Origin of the sequence: Pseudomonas laurylsulfatiphila, assembly GCF_002934665.1 — a bacterium.
Lineage (GTDB): Bacteria > Pseudomonadota > Gammaproteobacteria > Pseudomonadales > Pseudomonadaceae > Aquipseudomonas > Aquipseudomonas laurylsulfatiphila.
On sequence record NZ_NIRS01000001.1, the window covers coordinates 122326 to 143807 of the forward strand.

The 21482-nt window shown below is 59.2% G+C and carries 22 protein-coding genes; 15 read left to right on the forward strand and 7 right to left on the reverse strand.

The genetic code is table 11. From position 1 onward, the window contains the following. The first annotated feature begins 112 nt into the window (after positions 1-112). Together CD175_RS00495 and CD175_RS00500 are read left to right on the forward strand one after the other, a co-directional pair. The gene (locus CD175_RS00495) at positions 113-1309 is read left to right on the forward strand and encodes an MFS transporter (RefSeq protein WP_104447222.1); all 1197 of its coding nucleotides are present in this window, start codon (positions 113-115) and stop codon (positions 1307-1309) included. A 160-nt stretch (positions 1310-1469) separates the two neighbouring features. After that, positions 1470-1895, forward strand: coding sequence for a tail fiber domain-containing protein (locus CD175_RS00500; RefSeq protein WP_240628876.1), 426 nt, complete (start codon positions 1470-1472; stop codon positions 1893-1895). 28 nt (positions 1896-1923) lie between these two features. Here the strand turns inward: CD175_RS00500 and CD175_RS00505 are convergent, their stop codons facing one another. Continuing rightward, positions 1924-2961 carry an alpha/beta hydrolase family protein gene (locus CD175_RS00505; protein WP_104447223.1) on the reverse strand — a complete coding sequence of 346 codons (1038 nt, stop codon included), beginning with the start codon at positions 2959-2961 and terminating at the stop codon, positions 1924-1926. 166 nt (positions 2962-3127) lie between these two features. Further along, positions 3128-3739: an FMN-dependent NADH-azoreductase gene (locus tag CD175_RS00510; protein WP_104447224.1), complete on the reverse strand. Its 612-nt coding sequence runs from the start codon at positions 3737-3739 to the stop codon at positions 3128-3130. A gap of 131 nt (positions 3740-3870) precedes the next feature. Here CD175_RS00510 and CD175_RS00515 point away from each other — a divergent pair, with 131 nt between their 5' ends. Both CD175_RS00515 and CD175_RS00520 read left to right on the forward strand, forming a co-directional pair. After that, the gene (locus CD175_RS00515; RefSeq protein WP_104447225.1) at positions 3871-4779 is read left to right on the forward strand and encodes a LysR substrate-binding domain-containing protein; all 909 of its coding nucleotides are present in this window, start codon (positions 3871-3873) and stop codon (positions 4777-4779) included. Next, positions 4776-5135 carry an MmcQ/YjbR family DNA-binding protein gene (locus CD175_RS00520; RefSeq protein WP_102700747.1) on the forward strand — a complete coding sequence of 120 codons (360 nt, stop codon included), beginning with the start codon at positions 4776-4778 and terminating at the stop codon, positions 5133-5135. Before CD175_RS00515 ends, CD175_RS00520 begins: the two co-directional genes overlap by 4 nt. 11 nt (positions 5136-5146) lie before the next feature. On the opposite strand, the gene CD175_RS00525 is transcribed toward CD175_RS00520, so the two are convergent. Together CD175_RS00525 and CD175_RS00530 are read right to left on the reverse strand one after the other, a co-directional pair. Further along, positions 5147-5575: a DUF1294 domain-containing protein gene (locus CD175_RS00525; RefSeq protein ID WP_104447226.1), complete on the reverse strand. Its 429-nt coding sequence runs from the start codon at positions 5573-5575 to the stop codon at positions 5147-5149. Continuing rightward, a complete protein-coding gene (locus CD175_RS00530; RefSeq protein ID WP_104447227.1) occupies positions 5572-6402 on the reverse strand; it encodes an undecaprenyl-diphosphate phosphatase in 831 nt (276 codons plus the stop codon). Before CD175_RS00530 ends, CD175_RS00525 begins: the two co-directional genes overlap by 4 nt. Before the next feature lie 235 nt (positions 6403-6637). Between CD175_RS00530 and pnuC the strand changes: the two genes are divergently transcribed. The 8 genes from pnuC to CD175_RS00570 all read left to right on the forward strand — a co-directional run bounded on the left by pnuC (position 6638) and on the right by CD175_RS00570 (position 12941). Further along, a complete protein-coding gene (pnuC, locus tag CD175_RS00535; protein WP_104447228.1) occupies positions 6638-7201 on the forward strand; it encodes a nicotinamide riboside transporter PnuC in 564 nt (187 codons plus the stop codon). Continuing rightward, complete coding sequence (locus tag CD175_RS00540) at positions 7198-7722, forward strand: AAA family ATPase (protein ID WP_104447229.1); 525 nt, start codon at positions 7198-7200, stop codon at positions 7720-7722. The genes pnuC and CD175_RS00540 overlap by 4 nt, the downstream gene beginning before the upstream one ends. A gap of 346 nt (positions 7723-8068) precedes the next feature. After that, entirely contained in the window at positions 8069-8515 is a 447-nt protein-coding gene (locus CD175_RS00545) for a functional amyloid chaperone FapA (RefSeq protein ID WP_104447230.1), read from the forward strand. Position 8516: 1 nt separating this feature from the next. Next, positions 8517-9119, forward strand: a complete 603-nt coding sequence (locus CD175_RS00550) for a fibril amyloid subunit FapB (protein WP_104447231.1) — start codon at positions 8517-8519, stop codon at positions 9117-9119. A 63-nt stretch (positions 9120-9182) separates the two neighbouring features. After that, on the forward strand, positions 9183-10010 hold the full coding sequence (locus CD175_RS00555) for an amyloid-like fimbrin subunit FapC (protein WP_104447232.1): 828 nt from the start codon (positions 9183-9185) through the stop codon (positions 10008-10010). Positions 10011-10071: 61 nt separating this feature from the next. Beyond that, on the forward strand, positions 10072-10752 hold the full coding sequence (locus CD175_RS00560; protein WP_104447233.1) for a fibril amyloid maturation endopeptidase FapD: 681 nt from the start codon (positions 10072-10074) through the stop codon (positions 10750-10752). Positions 10753-10778: 26 nt separating this feature from the next. Beyond that, positions 10779-11588, forward strand: coding sequence for a fibril amyloid subunit FapE (locus CD175_RS00565; protein ID WP_104447234.1), 810 nt, complete (start codon positions 10779-10781; stop codon positions 11586-11588). Between the two features lie 45 nt (positions 11589-11633). Continuing rightward, a complete protein-coding gene (locus CD175_RS00570; RefSeq protein WP_104448054.1) occupies positions 11634-12941 on the forward strand; it encodes a fibril amyloid transporter FapF in 1308 nt (435 codons plus the stop codon). Between the two features lie 824 nt (positions 12942-13765). On the opposite strand, the gene CD175_RS00575 is transcribed toward CD175_RS00570, so the two are convergent. Beyond that, a complete protein-coding gene (locus CD175_RS00575; RefSeq protein ID WP_104447235.1) occupies positions 13766-15091 on the reverse strand; it encodes a sigma-54 dependent transcriptional regulator in 1326 nt (441 codons plus the stop codon). 342 nt (positions 15092-15433) lie between these two features. On the opposite strand from CD175_RS00575, the gene CD175_RS00580 reads away from it, so the two are divergent. From CD175_RS00580 to nhaB, 3 genes are all read left to right on the forward strand, one after another. Beyond that, a complete protein-coding gene (locus CD175_RS00580) occupies positions 15434-15700 on the forward strand; it encodes a hypothetical protein (RefSeq protein WP_057714735.1) in 267 nt (88 codons plus the stop codon). A 284-nt stretch (positions 15701-15984) separates the two neighbouring features. Further along, positions 15985-17274, forward strand: coding sequence for an NHL repeat-containing protein (locus CD175_RS00585; RefSeq protein ID WP_104447236.1), 1290 nt, complete (start codon positions 15985-15987; stop codon positions 17272-17274). 78 nt (positions 17275-17352) lie between these two features. Next, a complete protein-coding gene (gene nhaB, locus CD175_RS00590; protein WP_104447237.1) occupies positions 17353-18855 on the forward strand; it encodes a sodium/proton antiporter NhaB in 1503 nt (500 codons plus the stop codon). A gap of 99 nt (positions 18856-18954) precedes the next feature. Here nhaB and zwf read toward each other — a convergent pair whose 3' ends face one another. Together zwf and gnd are read right to left on the reverse strand one after the other, a co-directional pair. Then, positions 18955-20469 carry a glucose-6-phosphate dehydrogenase gene (zwf, locus tag CD175_RS00595; protein WP_104447238.1) on the reverse strand — a complete coding sequence of 505 codons (1515 nt, stop codon included), beginning with the start codon at positions 20467-20469 and terminating at the stop codon, positions 18955-18957. Next, the gene (gene gnd, locus CD175_RS00600) at positions 20466-21470 is read right to left on the reverse strand and encodes a phosphogluconate dehydrogenase (NAD(+)-dependent, decarboxylating) (RefSeq protein ID WP_338066199.1); all 1005 of its coding nucleotides are present in this window, start codon (positions 21468-21470) and stop codon (positions 20466-20468) included. The genes zwf and gnd overlap by 4 nt, the downstream gene beginning before the upstream one ends. Positions 21471-21482: the final 12 nt, after the last annotated feature.

A 21482-nucleotide genomic window follows, 5' to 3' on the forward strand; every position in this document is an offset into this window, starting at 1 on the left:
CAAATGTAGGAGCTGCCGCAGGCTGCGATCTTTTAATCGTTAGCCTGCTTCCTTTTATCCCACCGCCGCGCCATGATGCAGTTCTCCCACCGCCGCCCGCGAACGAGCCCTCATGTCTGTGCAGCAAGTGCCCCCGCAAAGCGCCATGGCGATCACCCTGCAGATCGTCTCCATCGTGTTCTATACCTTTATAGCCTTCCTCTGCATCGGTTTGCCGATTGCGGTATTGCCAGGTTATGTCCACGAGCAACTGGGGTTCAGCGCCATCGTGGCCGGGCTGACCATCGGCTCGCAATACCTCGCCACCCTGCTCAGTCGCCCCATGGCCGGGCGCATGTCGGACAGCGTTGGCACCAAGCGGGCGATCATTTATGGCTTGTCCGGGATTGTACTCAGTGGCGTGCTGACGCTGCTGTCGACCCTGTTGCAAAGTTTGCCGTTGCTCAGCCTGCTGATCCTCATCGTCGGGCGCTTGTTGCTGGGCATAGCCCAAGGCTTGATCGGCGTCGGCACCATCAGTTGGTGCATGGGTCAGGTGGGCGCCGAGCACACCGCGCGGTCGATTTCCTGGAACGGCATCGCCTCCTATGGTGCGATTGCCATTGGTGCGCCGCTGGGCGTGGTCATGGTGCAACAACTCGGTTTCGCCAGCCTGGGCATCGCCCTGTCGCTGCTGGCCCTGGCTGCACTGTTGCTGATTCGCAACAAGCCCTCGGTGCCGGTGGTACGCGGTGAACGTTTGCCGTTTTGGGCGGTGTTCGGACGCATTGCGCCGTTTGGCGCGAGCCTGAGCCTGGCTTCCATCGGCTACGGCACCCTGACGACCTTTATTACCTTGTATTACGTCAATCGCGGCTGGACCGGTGCCGCCTATTGCCTGAGCGTGTTCGGGGTCTGTTTCATTCTGTCGCGGCTGCTGTTCATTTCCGCCATCAGCCGATTCGGCGGATTCACCTCCGCCATTGCCTGCATGTGCATCGAGACCGTGGGCCTGGTGCTGCTGTGGCTGGCCCCGTCGACCGGGTACGCGCTGATTGGCGCCGGCCTGACCGGCTTCGGCCTGTCGCTGGTGTATCCGGCGCTGGGCGTCGAGGCCATCAAACAGGTGCCCAATTCCAGCCGGGGGGCCGGATTGAGTGCTTATGCGGTGTTTTTCGACCTGGCGCTGGCGATCGCCGGCCCGTTGATGGGCGCGATTGCATTGAACATGGGATATTCGTGGATATTCTTCAGTGCGGCGCTGTTGTCGGTGACCGGACTTTGTTTGACACTCATGCTGTCTCGTCAGGCCCGACACAGAACCAATTGAACATCCTAATAACAATAAAGATTAAATTGTTTCAGACTACAACTTAAATGCAACATCCAGAATCGATTAGTTAGAAGTGCCAGCATTGTTTCGGCAGTAAGTTTTGACAAAATCCGGCGCGCTACTTTCTCATCAAGTCGAAAATCAGGATGTACCAAAAGTGCGTATACTGCCTTTAGCTTTTCTTGCCCCGGCAATGGTTCTTTCACTTTCTTCCACTGCCCATGCGGAAAGCTCGACACAGCAAATCTGTCACAACGGTCAATGCTGGGACATCGGTGATGGACCGGGTGACGAGTGCTGCCCATTCAGCGACGAGCGACTGAAAACCGATGTGAAACGCCTCGAAAACCCAACGGAAACCCTCCTGAAACTTCACGGAGTTACATTTAACTGGAAACAAAACAACCAGGCCGATGTTGGTTTGATTGCTCAGGACGTACAAAAGGTTTATCCACAGTTAGTGCGCACCGATGGTGAACACCTGAAAGTGGACTATCAAAAACTGGTGGCGCCGCTTATCGAGTCTGTTCGCGAACTTGACGCCAGAGTTAAAACATTGGAAACAGCGTTGGCCAACAAGTAACGTTTAATGAAATCCGCCGATCCTGCATTCATTGATCGGCGGTCTGCATCCCCGCCCGGGTCGCCCTGCCCAGGGTGCGCGAGAAGAAACTTCCGGCTTCAGAGATCAGATTGCGGTGAATGTCTTGCCGATCGACGCCATCGGCATCGGTACACAGCGCAGGCATGATCGCGATCTGCTCGTCATTGCACGGCGCCATGAAGACGAAGTGCCCTGCTCCCGCCAGTAACTTGAAGTCAGGCGCCGTAGGCAACTTGCGCGCCAGTGCCGCGGCGTTCTTGTCGACCGCCACCAGTTTGTCGCCATCGCCGCTGTAAAGCAGCACCGGCACGTGCACATCGGCCAGGGTGTGGCGACCAAACTTCAGGCTCAGCGGCGCCATCAGCATCAAGGCGTGCACCCGTGGGTCTGCCACCGGCTGCAGGTCGTCGCGGTCGACAATCAACTCGCCCTGGGTATTACAGGCGTCGTGGTCGTCCGGACGTTCCTGGCAATAACGGCGCAGGCGATCCAGGTCCGGCGTAGCGCCGGACAGAATCAATGCGGTCTCGCCACCGGCCGAATAACCAATGACACCGACCTGATCGGCGTTGACGAAGGGGGACAGCATGCGGTCGCCCAGGGTGGCCGTGATGGCTTCGGAAATCTGGATCGGCCGCCCGTACAGGTTACTCAAAGTACCGAGGCGGCTGTGGTCCCGGGAGTTGTCCCCGGGGTGGATCACCGCCACCACGACGAAACCCTTGCGTGCCAGCGAGGTGGCGAGATCGTGCAGGGCCAGGGGGGTGCCGGTGTTGCCGTGGGACAGCATCAGCATCGGGAACCGGCCTATCGCGACCTTGGTGTCCTCCCCGGCTTCGACGGTGTAACCCTCGAGTTTGCTGGTGTGCTCCCAATCACTGGATGGATAGAAGGCGATGGCGCGCATCGGCTGCAGGTCCAGTGGGTCGAGAAACGTCATCTCATGGAAGCCGACGCTCCAGTGCGGATGCGGTGCAGGCGCGGCGTGCACTGTATTCAAGCTGCTGAGCAGGCAAATCAGTAAAGTTGCACAAAGACGCACCATGGGATGCCCCACCTTGTTACCGGACTGAGACGTACACCCTGAACTGCATAAGTCGGGCCACACCTGAAACGACCAGAAACAAAAAACTCCGTAGCTGGTACTTGCGTAACCAGAATACAGAGTTTTTTGGGCTTTACCTGAACGGTTGCGAACTTTTACGCAAGCCTTACGCGGCGGCGAACAACTGCTCGCTGATTTGCGCATGAGCAGCGCTCATGGCTTTGCTGCGTACATCGTCACCGTATGCCAGGCCTTCGGCGCGGACGATTTCGATGTCGGTGATACCGATGAAACCGAACAGCAACTTCAAATATTCTTCGTGGGCAACACCGGTTGCCTGACCGGCGTGCATGCCACCGGAAGTCGAAACGATCACCACTTTCTTGCCGCCGCACAGGCCTTCAGGGCCGGCTTCGGTGTAGCGGAAGGTCTGGCCGGCGACGGCAATGCGATCGATCCAGGCCTTCAACTGAGTCGGGATGGTGAAGTTGTACATCGGTGCAGCGATCACTACGGCATCGGCAGCCAGGAATTCGGCCAGGGTCGAGGCACTCAGTTCGGCTTCGTGCTGTTGTGCGGCGTTGCGCAGTTCAGCGGTGGTGCCGGCGGCGACCAGGGTAGTGGAAGAGAAATGGCTGATGGCGTCAGCGGCCAGGTCTCGGTAGGTCACTACGGCAGCCGGCTCGGCGGCTTGCCAGGCCTTGACGACTTCACCGCTCAACTGACGGGAAGCCGAGTTGTCGCCCAGGATGCTCGAATCGATATGCAGCAATTTCATGTGGGATCTCCAAGTGAGGATCGCCCACAAGGGCGATCAGATGGGACTAATCCTACAGACGAAACCAATAGCTGATTAGTCGGCAACAATGCGATAGTTCGTCTCACAGATAGAACAATCGGATTCACATCATGCAAGACCTCAACGACCTGTATTACTTCGCCAAAGTCGTGGAAGCCGGGGGTTTCGCGGCAGCCGGACGCTTGCTCGGCATTCCCAAGTCCCGACTGTCACGGCGCATCGCCGAACTGGAAGAACGCCTGGGTGCACGTTTGCTGCAACGCACCACCCGACAGCTGAAACTGACTGCTGTGGGTGAACGCTACCTCAGGCACTGCCAGGCGATGCTGCTGGAAGCAGAAATGGCCGACGAGGCCGTGGCCAGTATGTCCAGTGAACCCCGCGGACGTTTGCGGGTGTCTTGCCCGGTCGGGTTGGCCCACGAAATATTACCGGGGGTGATCAGCGACTTTCTCGAACGCTTTCCGCAAGTCCAGCTTGAAGTCATGCTGCTAAACCGCCGGGTTGACCTGGTGAACGAAGGCATTGACGTTGCCCTGCGTGTGCGGGAGCTGGGCGACGAAGACCCGCTGCTGGTCACCCGCCGCCTGCGTCAGGCGCAGATGCTGATGGTCGCCAGCCCCGGTTTCCTCGCGGGGCGTGAGATCAATCACCCCGAAGATCTGAAAAGCCTGCCGGTGCTCGGCGCACTGGAAGCCGACCGCATGGTGCACATCCGCCTGCTGGATCAAAAGGGCAAGAGTTGTGAACTCGCGCTCGAGGCCCGGCTGGGCATCGATGACTTTATCGTGCGCAAGGCCAGCACCCTTTCCGGCCTGGGCTTTACGATGCTGCCCATGATGTATTGCGAACAGGAGCTGGAAAACGGCTCACTGGTGCAGTTGTTGCCCGAGTGGTCGTTGCCCGGTGGCTGGCTGCAGGCGGTCTATCCTCATCGACGCGGGGTAATGCCGGCGGTACGCGCCTGGATTGACCACCTGGTCGAATCCTTCAATGCCTGTGGGGAACGATTGTTATGAAAGCTGGACGGATGAGCGAAGAGGATGTCGCGAAGTTCTGCCTCGCCCTGCCCGGTGCACGGGAAGATTATAAATGGGGAGGTGTGCGGGTGTTTTCGATTGCCGGGAACAAGATGTTCGCCTTGCAGGGCCTGAGGGGTGATTCCCTGGCCTTCAAGGTCGACAAGGATCTGTTTCTCGGTCACTGCGACCGCCCGGGCATTCACCCGGCGCCGTATCTGGCCCGCGCCCAGTGGATCATCATGCAAACGCCCTACCCGCTCGGCAGCGAGGAACTGCAGGGCTTGCTGCAGCGTTCCCACCAATTGGTGGTGAGCAGACTGCCCAAGCGCACTCAAGTCGGACTGTTGCTGTAGGGCTTTGTTTATCAGGTCAAGGCGAACACATGTGCGCCGAGAAACAGGTGATCGATCCAGAACACCTGGTGCAATAGCACGATGATCCAGAACACCAACTGGTACGAGACTTTGCGGGTTTTGTGGCGAAACGCCTGCTGGGCCAGCAACGCTCCGGGCCAGCCACCGGCGAGCTCCAGCGCATGCAGGACGTTTTCCGGCGTTCGCCATTGCTCGGCGCGCGCCTTGCGCTTGTCGCTCCAGTACAGGAAAAACGTCACGACGCTGACGATGCCGTAGGCCGCGAGGGGAATCAGCGACTCCCCGTGCAGCCATGACGACAGCGAACCCGACAGCGGCAACGCGCACAGGACCGCAAACAACAGCCACTTCAGCCGTGAATGGCGGATCTGTCCCCCGGACGGGCGTCCGGGGTTGTTGCGCGAGCGCGAGTCACTCACGGCTTGGCCGCGCTCCAGTCGACCCAGCCGAACTGCCAGGTCGCCAGGATGATCAGGCCGAACACAATGCGATACCAGGCAAACGCCGCATAGCTGTGGTTGGCGATGAACTTGAGCAGCCCGCGGACCGCAATCATCGCAAAAATGAACGCGGTGACGAAGCCGATGGCGAACACCGGGAAATCCGCCGGGACAAACAACTGACGGTACTTGTAGCCCGAGTACACCGCCGCGCCGACCATGGTCGGCATCGCCAGGAAGAACGAGAACTCGGTAGCGGTTTTGCGCGACAGGCCGAACAGCAAACCGCCGATGATGGTCGAGCCCGAACGCGAAGTGCCCGGAATCATCGCCAGACATTGGGCAAGGCCGACTTTCAAGGCATCTTTCCAGGTGATGTCATCCACGGATTCGGCGTGTACTTCATGCTGGCGGCGCTCGGCCCACAACATGATGATCCCGCCCACGACCAGCGCGGTTGCCACGGTGATCGGATTGAACAGGTAATGGTGGATCAGGTCGGCGAAGATCACGCCCAACACCACGGCCGGCAAGAACGCGATCAACAGGTTCGCGGTAAACCGCCGGGCACCCGGCTGGGTTGGCAAACCGATGACCACGTCAAGGATCTTGCGTCGAAACTCCCACACCACCGCCAGGATGGCACCCAGCTGAATAATGATGTTGAACGCCATCGCCCGCTCGCCCCCGAAGCCGAGCAAGTCGGCCACGATGATCTGGTGGCCGGTACTGGAAATGGGCAGGAACTCGGTCAGCCCTTCTACAACCCCAAGAATCAATGCCTGAAAGGCGGTCCAAAGATCCATCAATCCCCCAAAAGGCTATGCGCGCCGGCATGCCCCGTTAATATTTTTTCAAATGCTTTCATTGCGATCAGCGTAGCTGAGGCCCCGCGCATCAAGGATCACCACAGAACCGTTAAAATCCTGTGAAAAAAACCACCTTGAATCAGCTTTACCCGTGCGGGGGGCGAAATCCTATCAGACAAGTCCGATCGGCGGTTACAATCCGCCCCCTCTTCGATTACCCCAAGGTATCTCCATGTCCGGGCTTGAACTGTTTGCCGCCGCCCTCGGTGTCATTGCCGTCTGGCTGACGGTCAAACAGAACCCCTGGTGCTGGCCTATCGGCCTGGTCATGGTACTGCTCTACAGTTGGATCTTTTTTGAGGTGAAGCTGTATTCCGACATGCTGCTGCAAGTCATCTATGCCGGCTTGCAGCTTTACGGCTGGTGGCAGTGGACACGGGGCGGCGACACGACCCGTGGCCGCGAAGTCAGTCGACTCGACACTCGAACCGTGGTGTTGAGCCTGGCCATTGGTGCAGTCGGCAGTCTGTTGCTGGGAGCGGCCATGGCCCACTGGACCGACGCTGCACAACCCTGGCTTGATGCGGCGCTGACCGGGTTCAGCCTGGTGGCGCAGGTCTGGATGGCGCAAAAACGTGTCCAGTGCTGGCCGTTGTGGATCGCTCTGGATGTGATATTCGTCGGGTTGTTCATCTATAAGGGCCTGTACCTGACCGCCACCCTGTATGGGTTGTTCGCCGTCATCGCCGTACAGGGCTGGCGCGAATGGCGTGCCGATCCGGCATTGCGCGCATGAAAGTCCTGGTCCTCACAGGCCCTGAATCCAGCGGTAAAAGCTGGCTGGCGGCCGAGTTGCAACAGCGTTTCGGCGGGATGCTGGTTGACGAGTACGTGCGCTGGTTCATCGAGCAGAATCCGCGGGACACCACGCTGGCCGACATTACGCCCATCGCCCGCGGTCAACTGACATGGGAAGACCAGGCCCGGGTGCAACAACCACCCTTGCTCATCCTCGACACGCACCTGCTGAGCAATATCCTCTGGAGCCAGACCCTGTTCGGCGATTGCCCCGCCTGGATTGAACCCGCACTGCTGGCCCGGCATTACGACTTGCACCTGCTGCTGTCACCGGAGCACGTCGAGTGGACGGATGACGGCCAGCGTTGCCAGCCTGGATTGAGTGAGCGCCAGGCATTTTTCGAGCAGACCCTGGCCTGGCTTGAACGCCACGCACAACCGGTTCAAGTGCTGCACGGAGATTGGGCAGAACGCCGAATCCAGGCACTGAGCGCCGTGACCCGATTGCTCGGCGCCTGACCGGCATTTGGGGCAATTTGCCCATCCTCACCCTGCTGTGGGGGGCGAAGTGTCCGATTCTGAAACATCCTCCCTGCCTGAAACCACCCATTTCAACGCCCCTCCTCGTTTGCTCACCGGATGTGTTAAGGCGTTGTTACAACAACGCTATAACCCTTGTTCCAGAGGGGTTGGTCCGCGATTACGGGTTGCCTGCGCAGGGTTTTGTCTCACCGTTGTTACACCCTCGACAAAAGGTTCTCAATCAAAATCTGTAAGCCATTGAATCAACTCGATATTCAAAAGGCGGCACAGCTTTCGCTCTATTCCTTACACAGCTGACCGGGGCCAGCTTACAAATGAAGGAATGAATGTCGTGGAGATATTCAAAAAAAAAGGCTTGATGTGCCTCCTGCTGATCGCGAGCACTGCCGGCACTGTTCTCAGTTTCAACGTTCAAGCCGAAGGCAACGGTGTCATCGTGCTTGATCGTACCGTTCACCCAACTTTCATCGGTCGCAGTGGCGGCAGGGATCCGAACCCGGCCACCATCAGTGCCAACCCTTCTGCCCGCGTCACCGGCGAACTCAGCGACGCCGATATCGCCGGGGTAACCACCGGAACGACCCCTCATAACAGCTTCGGGCAAAACCCGGGCGGCATGCAAGGCCTGAGTGTCATCACCAACCCCAACGGTTTGCCTGGCATGTCCATCGGCCACGGTGGTGGCAGTGGCGGCGCCATTTCCGGAACCATCAACCGTGCCATGAGCACCGGCCTCAGCCCACTGGGCAGAATGGCGGGGGGGCAATGAGATGGATCGTTCCTTTCTTTTACCTGCCTTGTTAACTGCCTTGTTGCTTGCCCTGCTCGGCGGCACCAGCGTGATGGCCGATTCGGGCGTCAGTTCGGTGAACAACGCCACCCTCCTGGATTCCGGTACCCAATACCGAGGCAACTTCAGCGTCAACCAGGCGGCGGGTGATCAACAGCAGCAGGCCAACGTCCGCGCGATCGCCATTGGTACCGAAGCCGGTGCGACCACCAGCGTCAGGCAGAAAATAACTACGCCGGCCAATCCATCGATGGATGCGACGGCCACTATCAGCGGCAACTCTTTCAGTCATGGCAGCGGCGTACTGGGCGTCAACCAGAGTGCCGGGGCGAACAACCAGATGGCCAACGCCCTGCGCATCAGCATCGGCGCTGCACCGCAAGCCATCGACGACAGTGCTCTTTCTCAACAGAACGTGGCGTTGCTACCGAACTCGGGAGCATCTGGCACCCCAAACGGCAGTCGCCAGGTCGTGACAAGCGACCAGGCCTTCACCGGCAGCCGGGGCGTGATCCAGGTGAACCAGAGTGCCGGGGTGGGGAACCGAATGGCCAACACCCTGAGTATCCGGGTCTCTGACTGACCCCGATACAGCGCGAGTGGGAAGTACCAACACTTGAACAACTAATGAGCACGGAGAATCACCATGAACCCGACAACTGCTCTCAAACCACTGGCTTTCGCCCTGGCAGCAGTGATGGCATTTGCAGCCCAGGCTGATCCCGTGCAGGGCAATGGACAGGGCAGCAACCAACAGTCCAATGGCCCGTCGCTGGATCAGATTCTGCAGATTACCTCAGGCGCCGGGGCCGCCGTGCTCGACTCGCAGGAAAGCAGTGACAGCGGGGTAGTGAACCGGGGCACCCAAAACGACGCCAAAATCGATAACTCCCTGAACAGCTCCAACGGCAACATGGGCGCCAACGTTGCGGCCGGTAACGGCAACCAGCAAGATAACGCCGCCGCCCTTGCCACGGCGGACGAAGCCTTCATCTTCGGCTCCGCCGTCACCGTCTCCAGCGCGACTCAGAAGAGCACCGGCAACACCGCCAGGAACCACTCCAATACCAACAACACAACGCTCAATAACGCTGGCAACAGCGGTTCCGGCAACATCGGCATCAACGTGACCACCGGCGACTTCAACCAACAGAAAAACAACCTGGCGATTGCCGTTTCCGGCGGCCGTGTAGCAGTAGCCGCGGCGGCAGCGAACCAAAGCACGTCCGGGCTGAAAGTCACCAACAACGCCAGGCCTGAGTTCGTACCCGTGGGTGTACTCGGTCTGTCCGGTATAACCACTCAACAAGTGGTGACGCCAGAAGGCTGGAGACCTCCTGTAACCAACAATGCTTCGATCACGGGCTCGATGAACAGCTTCTCCGGCAACGGCGGCGCCAACGTATCGTCCGGCGTCGGCAACCAGCAAAGCAACTCGCTGTCGATCGCCGCAGGCTGCAAATCATGCCCATAATCGCGACCGCCATGAAAGCCTCGGCGACGACGCTTTTCCTCGGTCTGAAGGGGTATCGTCCATGCGTAAGACGGCCCTTTTTGCCCTGCTCTGCCTGTCTGGGCTGACCCAGGCCGCACAGATGCCGGTTGCCGCCCTGCCGGGCGGCGTGCTGGTGTACAAGCACGTACAGAGTTTGCGTGAGCGCAAGTTCAGCGACATCGTCGAACAGAAAACCGATTTCAGCTGCGGCGCCGCCGCGCTGGCAACGATACTGCGCCAGGCCTATTGGCTCGACGTCGATGAGGAGCACATCATCAAAGGCATGCTGGTCTTCGCCGACCAGGATCTGGTGCGTACCCAGGGTTTTTCCATGCTGGACATGAAGCGCTACATAGAAAGCATCGGCATGCGCGCCCGGGGCTACAAGATCCCGCCTGAAAGACTCGACGCCGTGACGATTCCGGTGGTAGTACTGATGGAAATTCGCGGCTACAAGCACTTCGTGGTGTTGCAGCGGGCGGACAAGAACTGGGTGTACATCGGCGACCCGGTGCTCGGTCACAAACGCTACTCCCATGAAGACTTTGTCCAAGGCTGGAATGGCATTGTCTTCGCTATCATCGGTCCCGGTTACGACAAAACCAATGCGTTACGCAGTCCACCGGAACCGCTGACTGCCAAGAACAAGATGGATAATTTCAACCCGGTCAAAGATGCCGAATTGATGGATTTCGGTTTCATACAGAGCGACTTCTTTTAATCGCCAACAAGATGACAGGGGGCAGGATGCTCCGGGAGCAGCAAATGAAAACCTCGTATTGGGTGGTCACTGCCTGTCTGGCAGCGACCACTTCAGGTTTTGCTGATGAGTTCAGACCCATCGAAATCAAGGACCAGGAACTGGCCGAGTTGCGTGGCCGGTATGTGATGCCGGGGCGGATCATCAGCTTCGGTGTTGTCATGAGCAGTACCTGGCGCAACGCCAGTGGTGATCTGATCGGGGCAACCACCTCGATGCGTCTTCAAGCCGAAACGGTCAAGCCCGAGTTCTACGTTTCAACCTTCAATCACAGTGGTAAAGGCAGTTCGCCTAACTCAGGTAGCGGCTCGGGCCACGGCTCGGGCACCGTTTCGGGCACCGCCCCGGGTACCGGTAACATAACGGGTGGTGCGGGACTGAGCACCTCTCAGGGCGTCACCCAGGTCACACGGGCCGCTGGCGATGGCAACAGCTCAAACAACAAGATCGCCATCAACGTCAAAGAGGCCAGCACGGCCCCTGCGCCGGTGCCGAGCCGGGGCCAGGCGCTGATAGCCGGTCAAACCATCTCCGGCAGCAATGCTGCCGGCAGTGTCGCCGTGTCCGCGACCGGCGGTGGCGTTCAGGTCGCCATCACCGCCAACAACAACCAGGGCTCAAGCCTGCAACAAGTCGCCCAGGGCGGGTTACTGCAAGACACCCGGTTGCTGGGCAACAGCAATGTGGTCAACAACCTGACTCGACTCAGCGTCGTGCTCGACAATAAAAAACCGAGCGCTGGTGCATTGGGCTATAACCTGAACCAACTCACTGCATTACGGACCTTGGGGTATTGAGCTACGCTGAGACACGAGCATTGGGCACAAATGGACGGTTTTTTCATGTACCGATCGGTATCACTGCGTGCAGTTATTTGCTTGTGCTCTCTACTGCCGGTGGCGATGGTGCAGGCAGCAACAGACCCGGAACTGGAGGCTCTCAAACGAGAGCTTCTGGAGTTGAAGCAGCGATACGAAGTTCAGCAAAAGGCCTTGGCGGTTCTCGAACAACGGGTCCGCCAGGTCGAAGAGCAGCCCGCTCCAGCCCCTCCCAAACGCCTGGCCAAGTCGCCAGCGGACCTGAAGGGCAATCCAAACGTCGCCACCGGCACCGGTGCCGCGGCGGCTTCAGGGGGTGCCGCCGGGGGCAGCGGCAGTTCGTATGGACAATCGCTGGCTGATGACTCACAACCGGCGCAAAGCGTTTCAAACCTGTATGACGAGGCCAGCGGGTTCTTCGGCGGTGGCAAGTTCAGCGTCGAAACCGGGATCACCTACTCCCGGTACGATACCCGCCAGCTGGTCCTCAACGGTTTTCTCGCCCTGGACTCGATCTTTCTCGGCGCCATCAACCTGGACCGGATCAAGGCCGACACCTGGACGCTGGACCTCACCGGCCGCTACAACTTCAACAATCGCTGGCAGTTCGACCTGAACGTGCCGGTGGTTTACCGTCAGTCCACGTACCAGTCCGGTGGCGGCAATAACGGCGCCGCCAACGTCACGACCGAAGACACCGTCAAGGAAGACCCGGCCATTGGCGACGTCAACTTCGGTATCGCCTACAAATTCCTCGACGAGTCGGCCAACACGCCGGATGCCGTGGTGACCTTGCGCGTCAAGGCACCGACCGGCAAAGACCCGTTCGGCATCAAGCTGGTTCGGGTGGACGCCAACTCCAACCTGGCCGTGCCTGAATCCTTGCCTACCGGTAACGGCGTCTGGTCGATCACGCCGGGGATCTCTCTGGTCAAGACGTTCGATCCGGCAGTGCTGTTCGGCAGCCTGTCGTACACACACAACCTGGAAGAGTCTTTCGACGACATCAGCTCCAACCCGGCGCTCAAGACGCCGGGCAAAGTACGCATTGGCGACAGTTTCCAGATTGGCGCCGGTATTGCGTTCGCCTTGAACGAAAAGATGAGTATGTCGTTCTCGGTCTCCGACCTGGTTCAACGCAAGAGCCAGCTCAAGGAAGATGGCGGGGATTGGCAATCGGTGGTGTCCAGCGATGCCAACGCCGGTTACTTCAACATCGGCATGACCATTGCGGCCACCAACAACCTGACCATCGTACCCAACCTGTCCATTGGCTTGACGGACGACGCCCCGGACTTCCAGTTCAGCCTGAAATTCCCTTACTACTTCTGACCAGGCTCTTCACGCCATCCAGGAAACTGTAGGAGCCAGCTTGCTGGCGATGGACCCCAGTGCGCCGCGTTTATCCAGCTCACACGCGTTATCGTTAACGACCATCGCTGGCAAGCCAGCTCCTACAAAGGACCGTGCCCACGCTGAAACTGTAGGAGCCAGCCTGCTGGCGATGGACTCAAGAGCGCCGCGTTCATCCGGTTCACACGCGTTATAGTTAACGACCATCGCTGGCAAGCCAGCTCCCACAAAGGACCGTGCCCACGCTGAAACTGTAGGAGCCAGCCTGCTGGCGATGGACTCCAGTGCGCCGCGTTCATCCAGTTCACACGCGTAATCGTTAACGACCATCGCTGGCAAGCCAGCTCCTACAAAGGACCGTGCCCACGCTAAAACTGTAGGAGCCAGCCTGCTGGCGATGGACTCAAGAGCGCCGCGTTCATCCAGTTCACACGCGTTATCGTTAACGACCATCGCTGGCAAGCCAGCTCCTACAAAGGACCGTGCCCACGCTAAAACTGTAGGAGCCAGCCTGCTGGCGATGGACCCCAGTGCGCCGCGTTCATCCAGTTCACACGCGTTATCGTTAACGACCATCGCTGGCAAGCCAGCTCCTACAAGGGACCATGCCCAAGCTGAAACTGTAGGAGCCAGCCTGCTGGCGATGGACTCAAGAGCGCCGCGTTAATCCAGGTCACACGCATTATCGTTAACGACCATCGCTGGCAAGCCAGCTCCTACAGGAGCCAGCTTGCTGGCGATGGATTCAAGCGCGCCGCGCTCGCAATTTTCATTGCAGCGGTCTTTTTGTTTGAAGCAGGAATTCAACGAATCTGATGCTTGTGCAGCAACCGGTAGAAAGTCGGACGTGACACGCCCAATACTTTGGCAGCGACACTCAGGTTATCGCTGTGGCGGTTCAATACATCGCACAACGCCTGGCGTTCGGCCCGGGTCTTGTATTCTTCGAGGGTGCCCATCGGCGCGGCAATTGCGTGTTGACTGATCAACCCCAGGTCGCGGGCCTCGATCTGCCGGCCTTCGGCCAATACCAGCCCACGACGAACGCGATTGGCCAGCTCACGAACATTGCCTGGCCAGTCGTGTTTGCCCATGGCAATCAAGGCGTCTTCGCTGAAACTGCGGGGGCGACGTCCGGTTTCACGACTGTAGAAATGGGAGAAGTGATTGGCCAGCATCGACAAGTCGCCATGGCGCTCACGCAGCGGAACGGTCACCACTTGCAGTACGTTCAGGCGGTAATACAAGTCTTCGCGAAAGCGTTTCTTCGCGATAGCGGCTTCAAGGTCGACATTCGTCGCCGCCAGCACCCGCACATCGACCGGAATCGGCTGACTGCCGCCCACCCGCTCGATGTGTTTTTCCTGGAGGAACCGTAGCAGATTGGCCTGCAACTCCAGTGGTAGGTCACCGATCTCGTCGAGAAACAGGGTGCCACCGTTAGCGGCCTCTATTCGTCCGACCTTGCGTTGATGTGCGCCGGTAAATGCACCTTTCTCATGGCCGAACAACTCGGACTGGATCAAGTGTTCGGGAATCGCACCACAATTGATCGCGATGAAGGGTTTGCTGTGACGCTGGGACAGGCGATGCAGAGTTCGTGCGACCAATTCCTTGCCAGTGCCGCTTTCACCGCGAATCAATACCGGAGATTCGGTCGGCGCCAGTTTGCTCAGCAGTTTTCGCAGTTCACGCACAGGTTTGCTGTCGCCGAGCAATTCGTGCTCGGGCTGGTCAACATGCACCGTACCCTGCCCACGCAACCGCACCATGCCAAATGCCCGGCCCAGCGTTACCTGAACCCTGGACACATCGAACGGCAAGGTATGAAAGTCAAAAAACCACTCACAGACAAAGTCGCCGACATTTTGCAGTCGCAGCACTTCCTGGTTGAGTACCGCTATCCACTCTGCGCCACTGCGGCTGATCAATTCCTTGACGGCTTCCGGGTGTTCAAGATGATACGGCTGCAGGCGTATCAAGCCCACGTCACAGGTTCGGTCAGTGGCGTGTTCCAGCGTGCAGCTGTCAACGTCCCAACCGATAGCGCGCAATCCAGGGAGCAGACGATAGCAATCGTCACAGGGGTCCACCACTAATAGACGTCGTGAAGCTGGCACATCGCTCATGACTGATCCTTGGCGCCAATTTTTAGAAAATTTAGTAAAAACAATCATTTGGCGGACATAATTGTAACATTAGCAAGAACTTGACAGGCCCTTGTACCGTTTGACTATAGGATTGCAATAAATCCAGTTATAAGAAGCGCCTTTGATCGCTACCTAACGACTCTTTCCTTTCATTCAGCTTTCAATGCCGGGCTCATTCTTGAACCCATGAAATAAAATCGAAATTTCTTTTGATTGTGTGTGACCCGAACCCCGGTTGCGGGCATCAGTACAAGTAACCAGCCGAACGGTAAGCCCAACCGACGGCACATCATTTGATTGGGCACACAGAGAGAAGACCCTATGAACGCCCCGCTCCGTATCAACGAAGCACTTTTGATTGCCGACCGTGCATTTAAGCCATTCAAATGCGTGGCCTGGGCTCCACAAGACGGTAATGGCGAACTCAGCCTGACCGTTATCGACCGCACCAGCACCCGCATTGGCCGCAAGCAGATCCCAAGCAGCGCTTATTCCGATCCCGCACAACTCGAACTGCTGCTGGAACAGGCCCGCGCCGAATTGAGCGAGGAAGGTTACACACTGCAGTCGTGGTCGATGCCGCACTAATCGTTTTGCGGATTACTCCGGGGTAATCCGCGCCCTTCCCGTCTTTTAGTTGGGCTGATGGTTCTCGCCCATACGCACTCATTGCCCCATTAGTTTGAACTTTTGTGCGCCTGATACTTTGCAGGCTTGCCATTGGTTCGAAAAGACACTGTTGTGGCACACAGCGACTCTCCGTCTGTTAGTTCATACCGTTGTGCATCTCCCGATTCAGGGATTGAATATTCTCCTTATAAAGTCGCCACCCAAACTTCTGGATCAGGACGACTCGCAAGGAGATGCGGTTCATGTCAATCCAGTCCGCCATTGCCTGCTCCGCCGTCCGGAACACTGCCGGCACTCTCGATACGACGTTTGCGGGCAACGGCAAAACCCAGGTGTATTTCGCCGACAGCCTTTCCAGCATGGCCAACGACGTCGCAATCGATGCCCGGGGCCGTATGCTGGTGGCGGCAAAGGTCACCATGGCCGAGGGCAGCCGATTTGGCCTGGCCCGCTTGCTGGATGATGGTTCGGCAGACCTTGCGTTCGGCAGGCAAGGCAGCGTCATCGGGCAATTCGAGCCCGGGTTCGAAGCCATGGGCGCCAAGGTTCTGCTCATGCCCGACGGCAATATCCTGTTGGCCGGCCTGCAATACGATAATGCACACCGCACGCTCCCGGGCCTGGCACTGTTCGATGAAGAGGGTCGCCTGGTTCGAAGCTTTGGCGATAATGGCCGCTGCGTCGTGCGATTGCCTGGCGGTCTGTCCCTGGGTGTGCGTGATATCTGGCTGCCTCCCGGTGTGCCGGGCGCTGAGGCCTGCGATGTGGACGTACAGCGAGACGGCCGGATCCTGATTCTGGCCAACCATCACTTCGAACTGGCCGATCACGTGGGCCTGTTGATACGGCTGGATGTCGAAGGCTCGCTGGACTGCTCGTTCAATGGCCGTGGCTTTGTGGTGGTCCGGCACCTGCTGATGAATACCTGGCTCAGCAGCCTGACGGTGCAAGGTGACGGCCGGGTTCTGGTGGGTGGATCGATCAACTTTCCAGAAGAAGGCTTGCTGGCGCGCTACCACACCGACGGCCGCCTCGACGACAGTTTCGCCGTGGACGGATTCCTGACGTTCAAGGCGCAGGGGCATGGCGCCCAGGTCAGTCAGGTGGTCCAGCAAATCAATGGAGACGTCTTGTGTTTTGGTTGCAGTCGCGAGCCGATGCACTGCCTGACGTTCAAGATGCACAGCAACGGCCGCCCCGACAATCACTGCAACGGCGGCCAGCCGCAACGCCTGGTAATTGGCCATAGCGGCTGCCAGTGGAGTGCCGCGCAGCTACAGCCCGATGGAGGTGTGCTCACGGCGGGCGCAACCATCGGCGGCATCGAAGCAGACTTCCTGATCGGTCGATACCTGCCCGACGGCCGTCCCGATCACCGCTTTGGCAATGGCCGCGGCTATACGCGTACCCGCCTCGGCCCGAGCCTGGATACTGCCACCTGTGTCGCGGCGCAGGCCGATGGAAACATCGTCGTCGGCGGCTATTCACTGCATGGAAACTACAAGGCGGTCATCGCTCGCTATCAGGGGTAGTCACGTGCATTTTTCCTGCGCTTGATCTTCTCCCCCGCTTGCGGCAAGTTGCGCGCTTCTTAAAACAAGGAGCAGCCGATGTCCGGTTCAATGGCCCAGGCGTTCGCGCACAACTTTCTCGGGCATTCGCCCCGTTGGTACAAGGCCTGCATCGTCGGCTTTCTGATTCTCAATGCCCTGGTCCTGTGGACCGCAGGTCCGGTGGCGGCCGGCTGGCTGCTGGTGCTGGAGTTCATCTTCACCCTGGCCATGGCGCTCAAGTGCTATCCGCTGATGCCCGGCGGTCTGTTGTTGATTGAAGCCCTGCTGCTGAAGATGACCACGCCCCAAGCGCTTTATGACGAGTTGCTACACAACTTCCCGGTGATCCTGCTGCTGATGTTCATGGTGGCCGGTATCTACTTCATGAAGGACTTGCTGCTGTACCTGTTCTCGCGCCTGCTGTTGGGGGTTCGCTCCAAGGCCGCGCTGGCCCTGATGTTCTGCTTTTTATCGGCCTTTCTGTCGGCGTTCCTCGATGCCTTGACCGTGACCGCCGTGATCATCAGTGCCGCCGTAGGTTTTTACTCGGTGTATCACCGTGTCGCCTCGGGTAACGACCCGCGCCAGGACAGCGAGTACAGCGACGACCAACATCTGCCGACCCTGCATCAGGGCGATCTCGAACAGTTCCGCGCCTTTCTGCGCAGCCTGCTGATGCACGGTGCCGTGGGCACCGCACTGGGCGGTGTGTGTACGCTGGTCGGCGAGCCGCAGAACCTGCTGATCGGCCATGAAATGGGTTGGCATTTCTCCGAATTCTTCACCAAGGTTGCGCCGGTATCCCTGCCGGTACTGGTTGCAGGCCTGGTGACATGCGTCCTGCTGGAAAAGCTGCGCTGGTTCGGATACGGCACGCTGCTGCCGGATAACGTCCGTGCGGTACTGGCCAACTACGCCGCCGAAGACAATGCCGAGCGCACCGCCCGCCAACGGGCCGCGCTGCTGGTACAAGGCGCTGCCGCATTGATTCTGATTGCCGGGCTGGCGTTTCACATCGCCGAAGTGGGCTTGATCGGCTTGATGGTGATCGTGTTGATCACCGCGTTTACCGGCATCACCGACGAACACCGCCTCGGCACCGCGTTCAAGGACGCCATGCCGTTTACCGCCTTGTTGGTGGTGTTTTTCGCCGTGGTCGCGGTGATTCACGACCAGCAATTGTTCTCGCCATTGATCCACTGGGTACTCGCGCTGCCGGCGGACCAACAACCGGGCATGCTGTTCATTGCCAATGGCCTGCTGTCAGCCATCAGTGACAACGTGTTCGTCGCGACCATTTACATCACCGAAGTGAAGCGCGCATTCATGGCAGGCGAGATGACCCGCGAACATTTCGAGACGCTGGCCATTGCGATCAACACCGGCACCAACCTGCCAAGCGTGGCGACGCCCAACGGCCAGGCGGCGTTCCTGTTCCTGCTGACCTCGGCGATCGCACCGCTGGTGCGCCTGTCTTACGGGCGGATGGTCTGGATGGCGTTGCCCTACACCGTTGTGATGGGGATATTGGGCTGGTATGCGGTGAGTTACTGGCTGTAACCCCCCAACCCTGTAGGAGCGAGCTTGCTCGCGATGGCGGCGGCACATTCACATCCAAGTGCCTGACAGACCGCTATCGCGAGCAAGCTCGCTCCCACATTATCCGAGGCGGTGCCAGACGCGCCCGTCACGGGTGAGCAATTCTTCGCCGGCCTTCGGGCCGTTTTCCCCGGCGGCATAGCTCTGCACGCTGGCGTCCTGCTGCCAGGCATCGAGGAACGGCTGCACGGCGCGCCAGCCGTTTTCGATGTTGTCGGCGCGCTGGAACAACGTCTGATCGCCGGTCAGGCAATCGTAGATCAGGGTTTCGTAGCCCGTGGACGGCTGCATCTCGAAGAAATCCTTGTAGGCAAACCCCAACTCGATGTTGTCCATTTTCAGGGCCTGACCGGGACGTTTGGCCAACAGGTCGAACCACATGCCTTCGTTCGGCTGGATCTGGATGCGCAAATAAGTCGGCTGCAGCTCATCGACCTCGGTATCGCGAAACTGCGCATAGGGCGCCGGCTTGAAACAGATGACGATCTCGGTGTCACGCACGCTCATGCGCTTGCCTGTGCGCAGGTAGAACGGCACCCCGACCCAGCGCCAGTTATCGATCATGACCTTGAGGGCCACATAGGTTTCGGTATTGCTGTCGGGTGCGACCTTGTCTTCCTGGCGATAGCCCGGCAGCGCCTTGCCGTCGATTTCACCCGCGGCGTACTGGCCGCGCACCGAGTTGGCGTGGGCCTCCTCGACCGTCCAGGGCCTGATCGCGCCGACGACCTTGGCTTTCTCTCCGCGCACCGCATCAGCGCCAAACGCGGCGGGAGGTTCCATCGCCACCATCGCCAGCAACTGGAACAGGTGATTGGGCACCATGTCGCGCAGCGCGCCCGTGTGCTCATAAAAACTGCCACGGGTTTCCACGCCGACGGTTTCAGCGGCGGTGATCTGCACGTGGTCGATGTAGTGATTGTTCCAGAACGCTTCGAACAGGCTGTTGGAGAACCGGCTGACCAGAATGTTCTGCACGGTCTCTTTGCCCAGATAGTGATCGATCCGGTAGATCTGCTTTTCCGTCATCACCTTGAGCAGGCAGGCATTCAAGGCCTCGGCCGTTTGCAGGTCGGAGCCGAAGGGCTTTTCGATCACCACCCTTCTGAAGGCCTCGGGGGTTTCTTCCAGCAAGCCGGCGGCACCGAGTCGGCGCGCCACCTCACTGAAAAAACGTGGCGCGGTGGCCAGGTAGAACACCGCATTGCCGGTTCCGCTGTCGGCGATTTTCGCCGCCAGCGCTTGATAAGTGCTGTCGTCCAGGAAATCGCCCTGGACGTAGCTGATGCCTTTGGCAAGTTTGGACCAGACCACTGGATCAAGGGTGTGATCACCCTTGCCAGCCATCTCGTTTCGAATGAAGTCTTCGAGCTTTTGCGCAAAACCTTCATCGCTGATGGCGTTGTGGTCAACGCCGATGATCCGCAGTCCATCCCCGAGCAGCCCGTTGCGCTTGAGGTTATACAGCGCGGGCACCAACAGACGCTTGACCAGGTCGCCATGGGCGCCAAACAGAAACAGCGTCGTCGCTGGTGCGGGCTCAGCCTTGGATTTCCTGCGGATCACGTGGGTCATTTTTTCGAAGTCTCCACATGGCCGCCGAAGCCGAAGCGCTGGGCCGAGAGAACCTTGTCGCCAAAGGTGCCCTGGCCGCGCGAACGGTAGCGGGAAAACAGCGAGTTCGACAGCACCGGCACCGGCACCGCTTGCTCCATCGCCGCTTCGATGGTCCAGCGGCCTTCACCACTGTCCGCCACCGACCCGGAGAAACCTTCGAGCTTCGGATCACTGGCCAGGGCGTCGGCGGTCAGGTCAAGCAACCACGAGGACACCACGCTGCCACGACGCCAGACTTCGGCGATGTCGGCGACGTTCAGGTCGAAACGCTGGTCCGCTGGCAGGCTTTCGCTGTTTTTGGTCTGCAGGATGTCGAAGCCTTCGGCGAAGGCCTGCATCATTCCGTATTCGATGCCGTTGTGGATCATCTTCACGAAATGTCCGGCGCCGGCGGGACCGGCGTGAATGTAGCCACGCTCGGCACGATCGTCGTCGGACTTGCGGTCCTTGGTACGCGGGATGTCACCCATGCCCGGGGCCAGGGTTGCAAACAGCGGGTCGAGACGCGTCACGGTCGCGGCATCGCCGCCGATCATCATGCAGTAGCCCCGCTCCAGTCCCCAGACGCCGCCGGATGTACCGACGTCGATGTAATGCAGGCCTTTTTCCGACAGGGTCTTCGCCCGGCGGATATCGTCCTTATAGAAGGTGTTGCCGCCGTCGATGATGGTGTCGCCGGCTTCGAGCAAGGTGCTCAGGGTGTCGATGGTTTCTTCGGTCGGTGCGCCTGCCGGCAGCATGACCCAAACCGCACGCGGCTTGGCCAGGCCAGCGACCAGGGCCGGCAAATCGGCGACGCCGGTGGAGCCCTCAGCGGACAAGGCTTCGACAAAGGCGGTATTGCGGTCGTAAACAACGGTGGTGTGCCCGTTGAGCATCAGGCGCCGCGCAATATTGCCGCCCATGCGGCCCAGTCCAATAATCCCGAGTTGCATGTGCTGATGCTCCCTACTACAAATAAAATGTGTGTC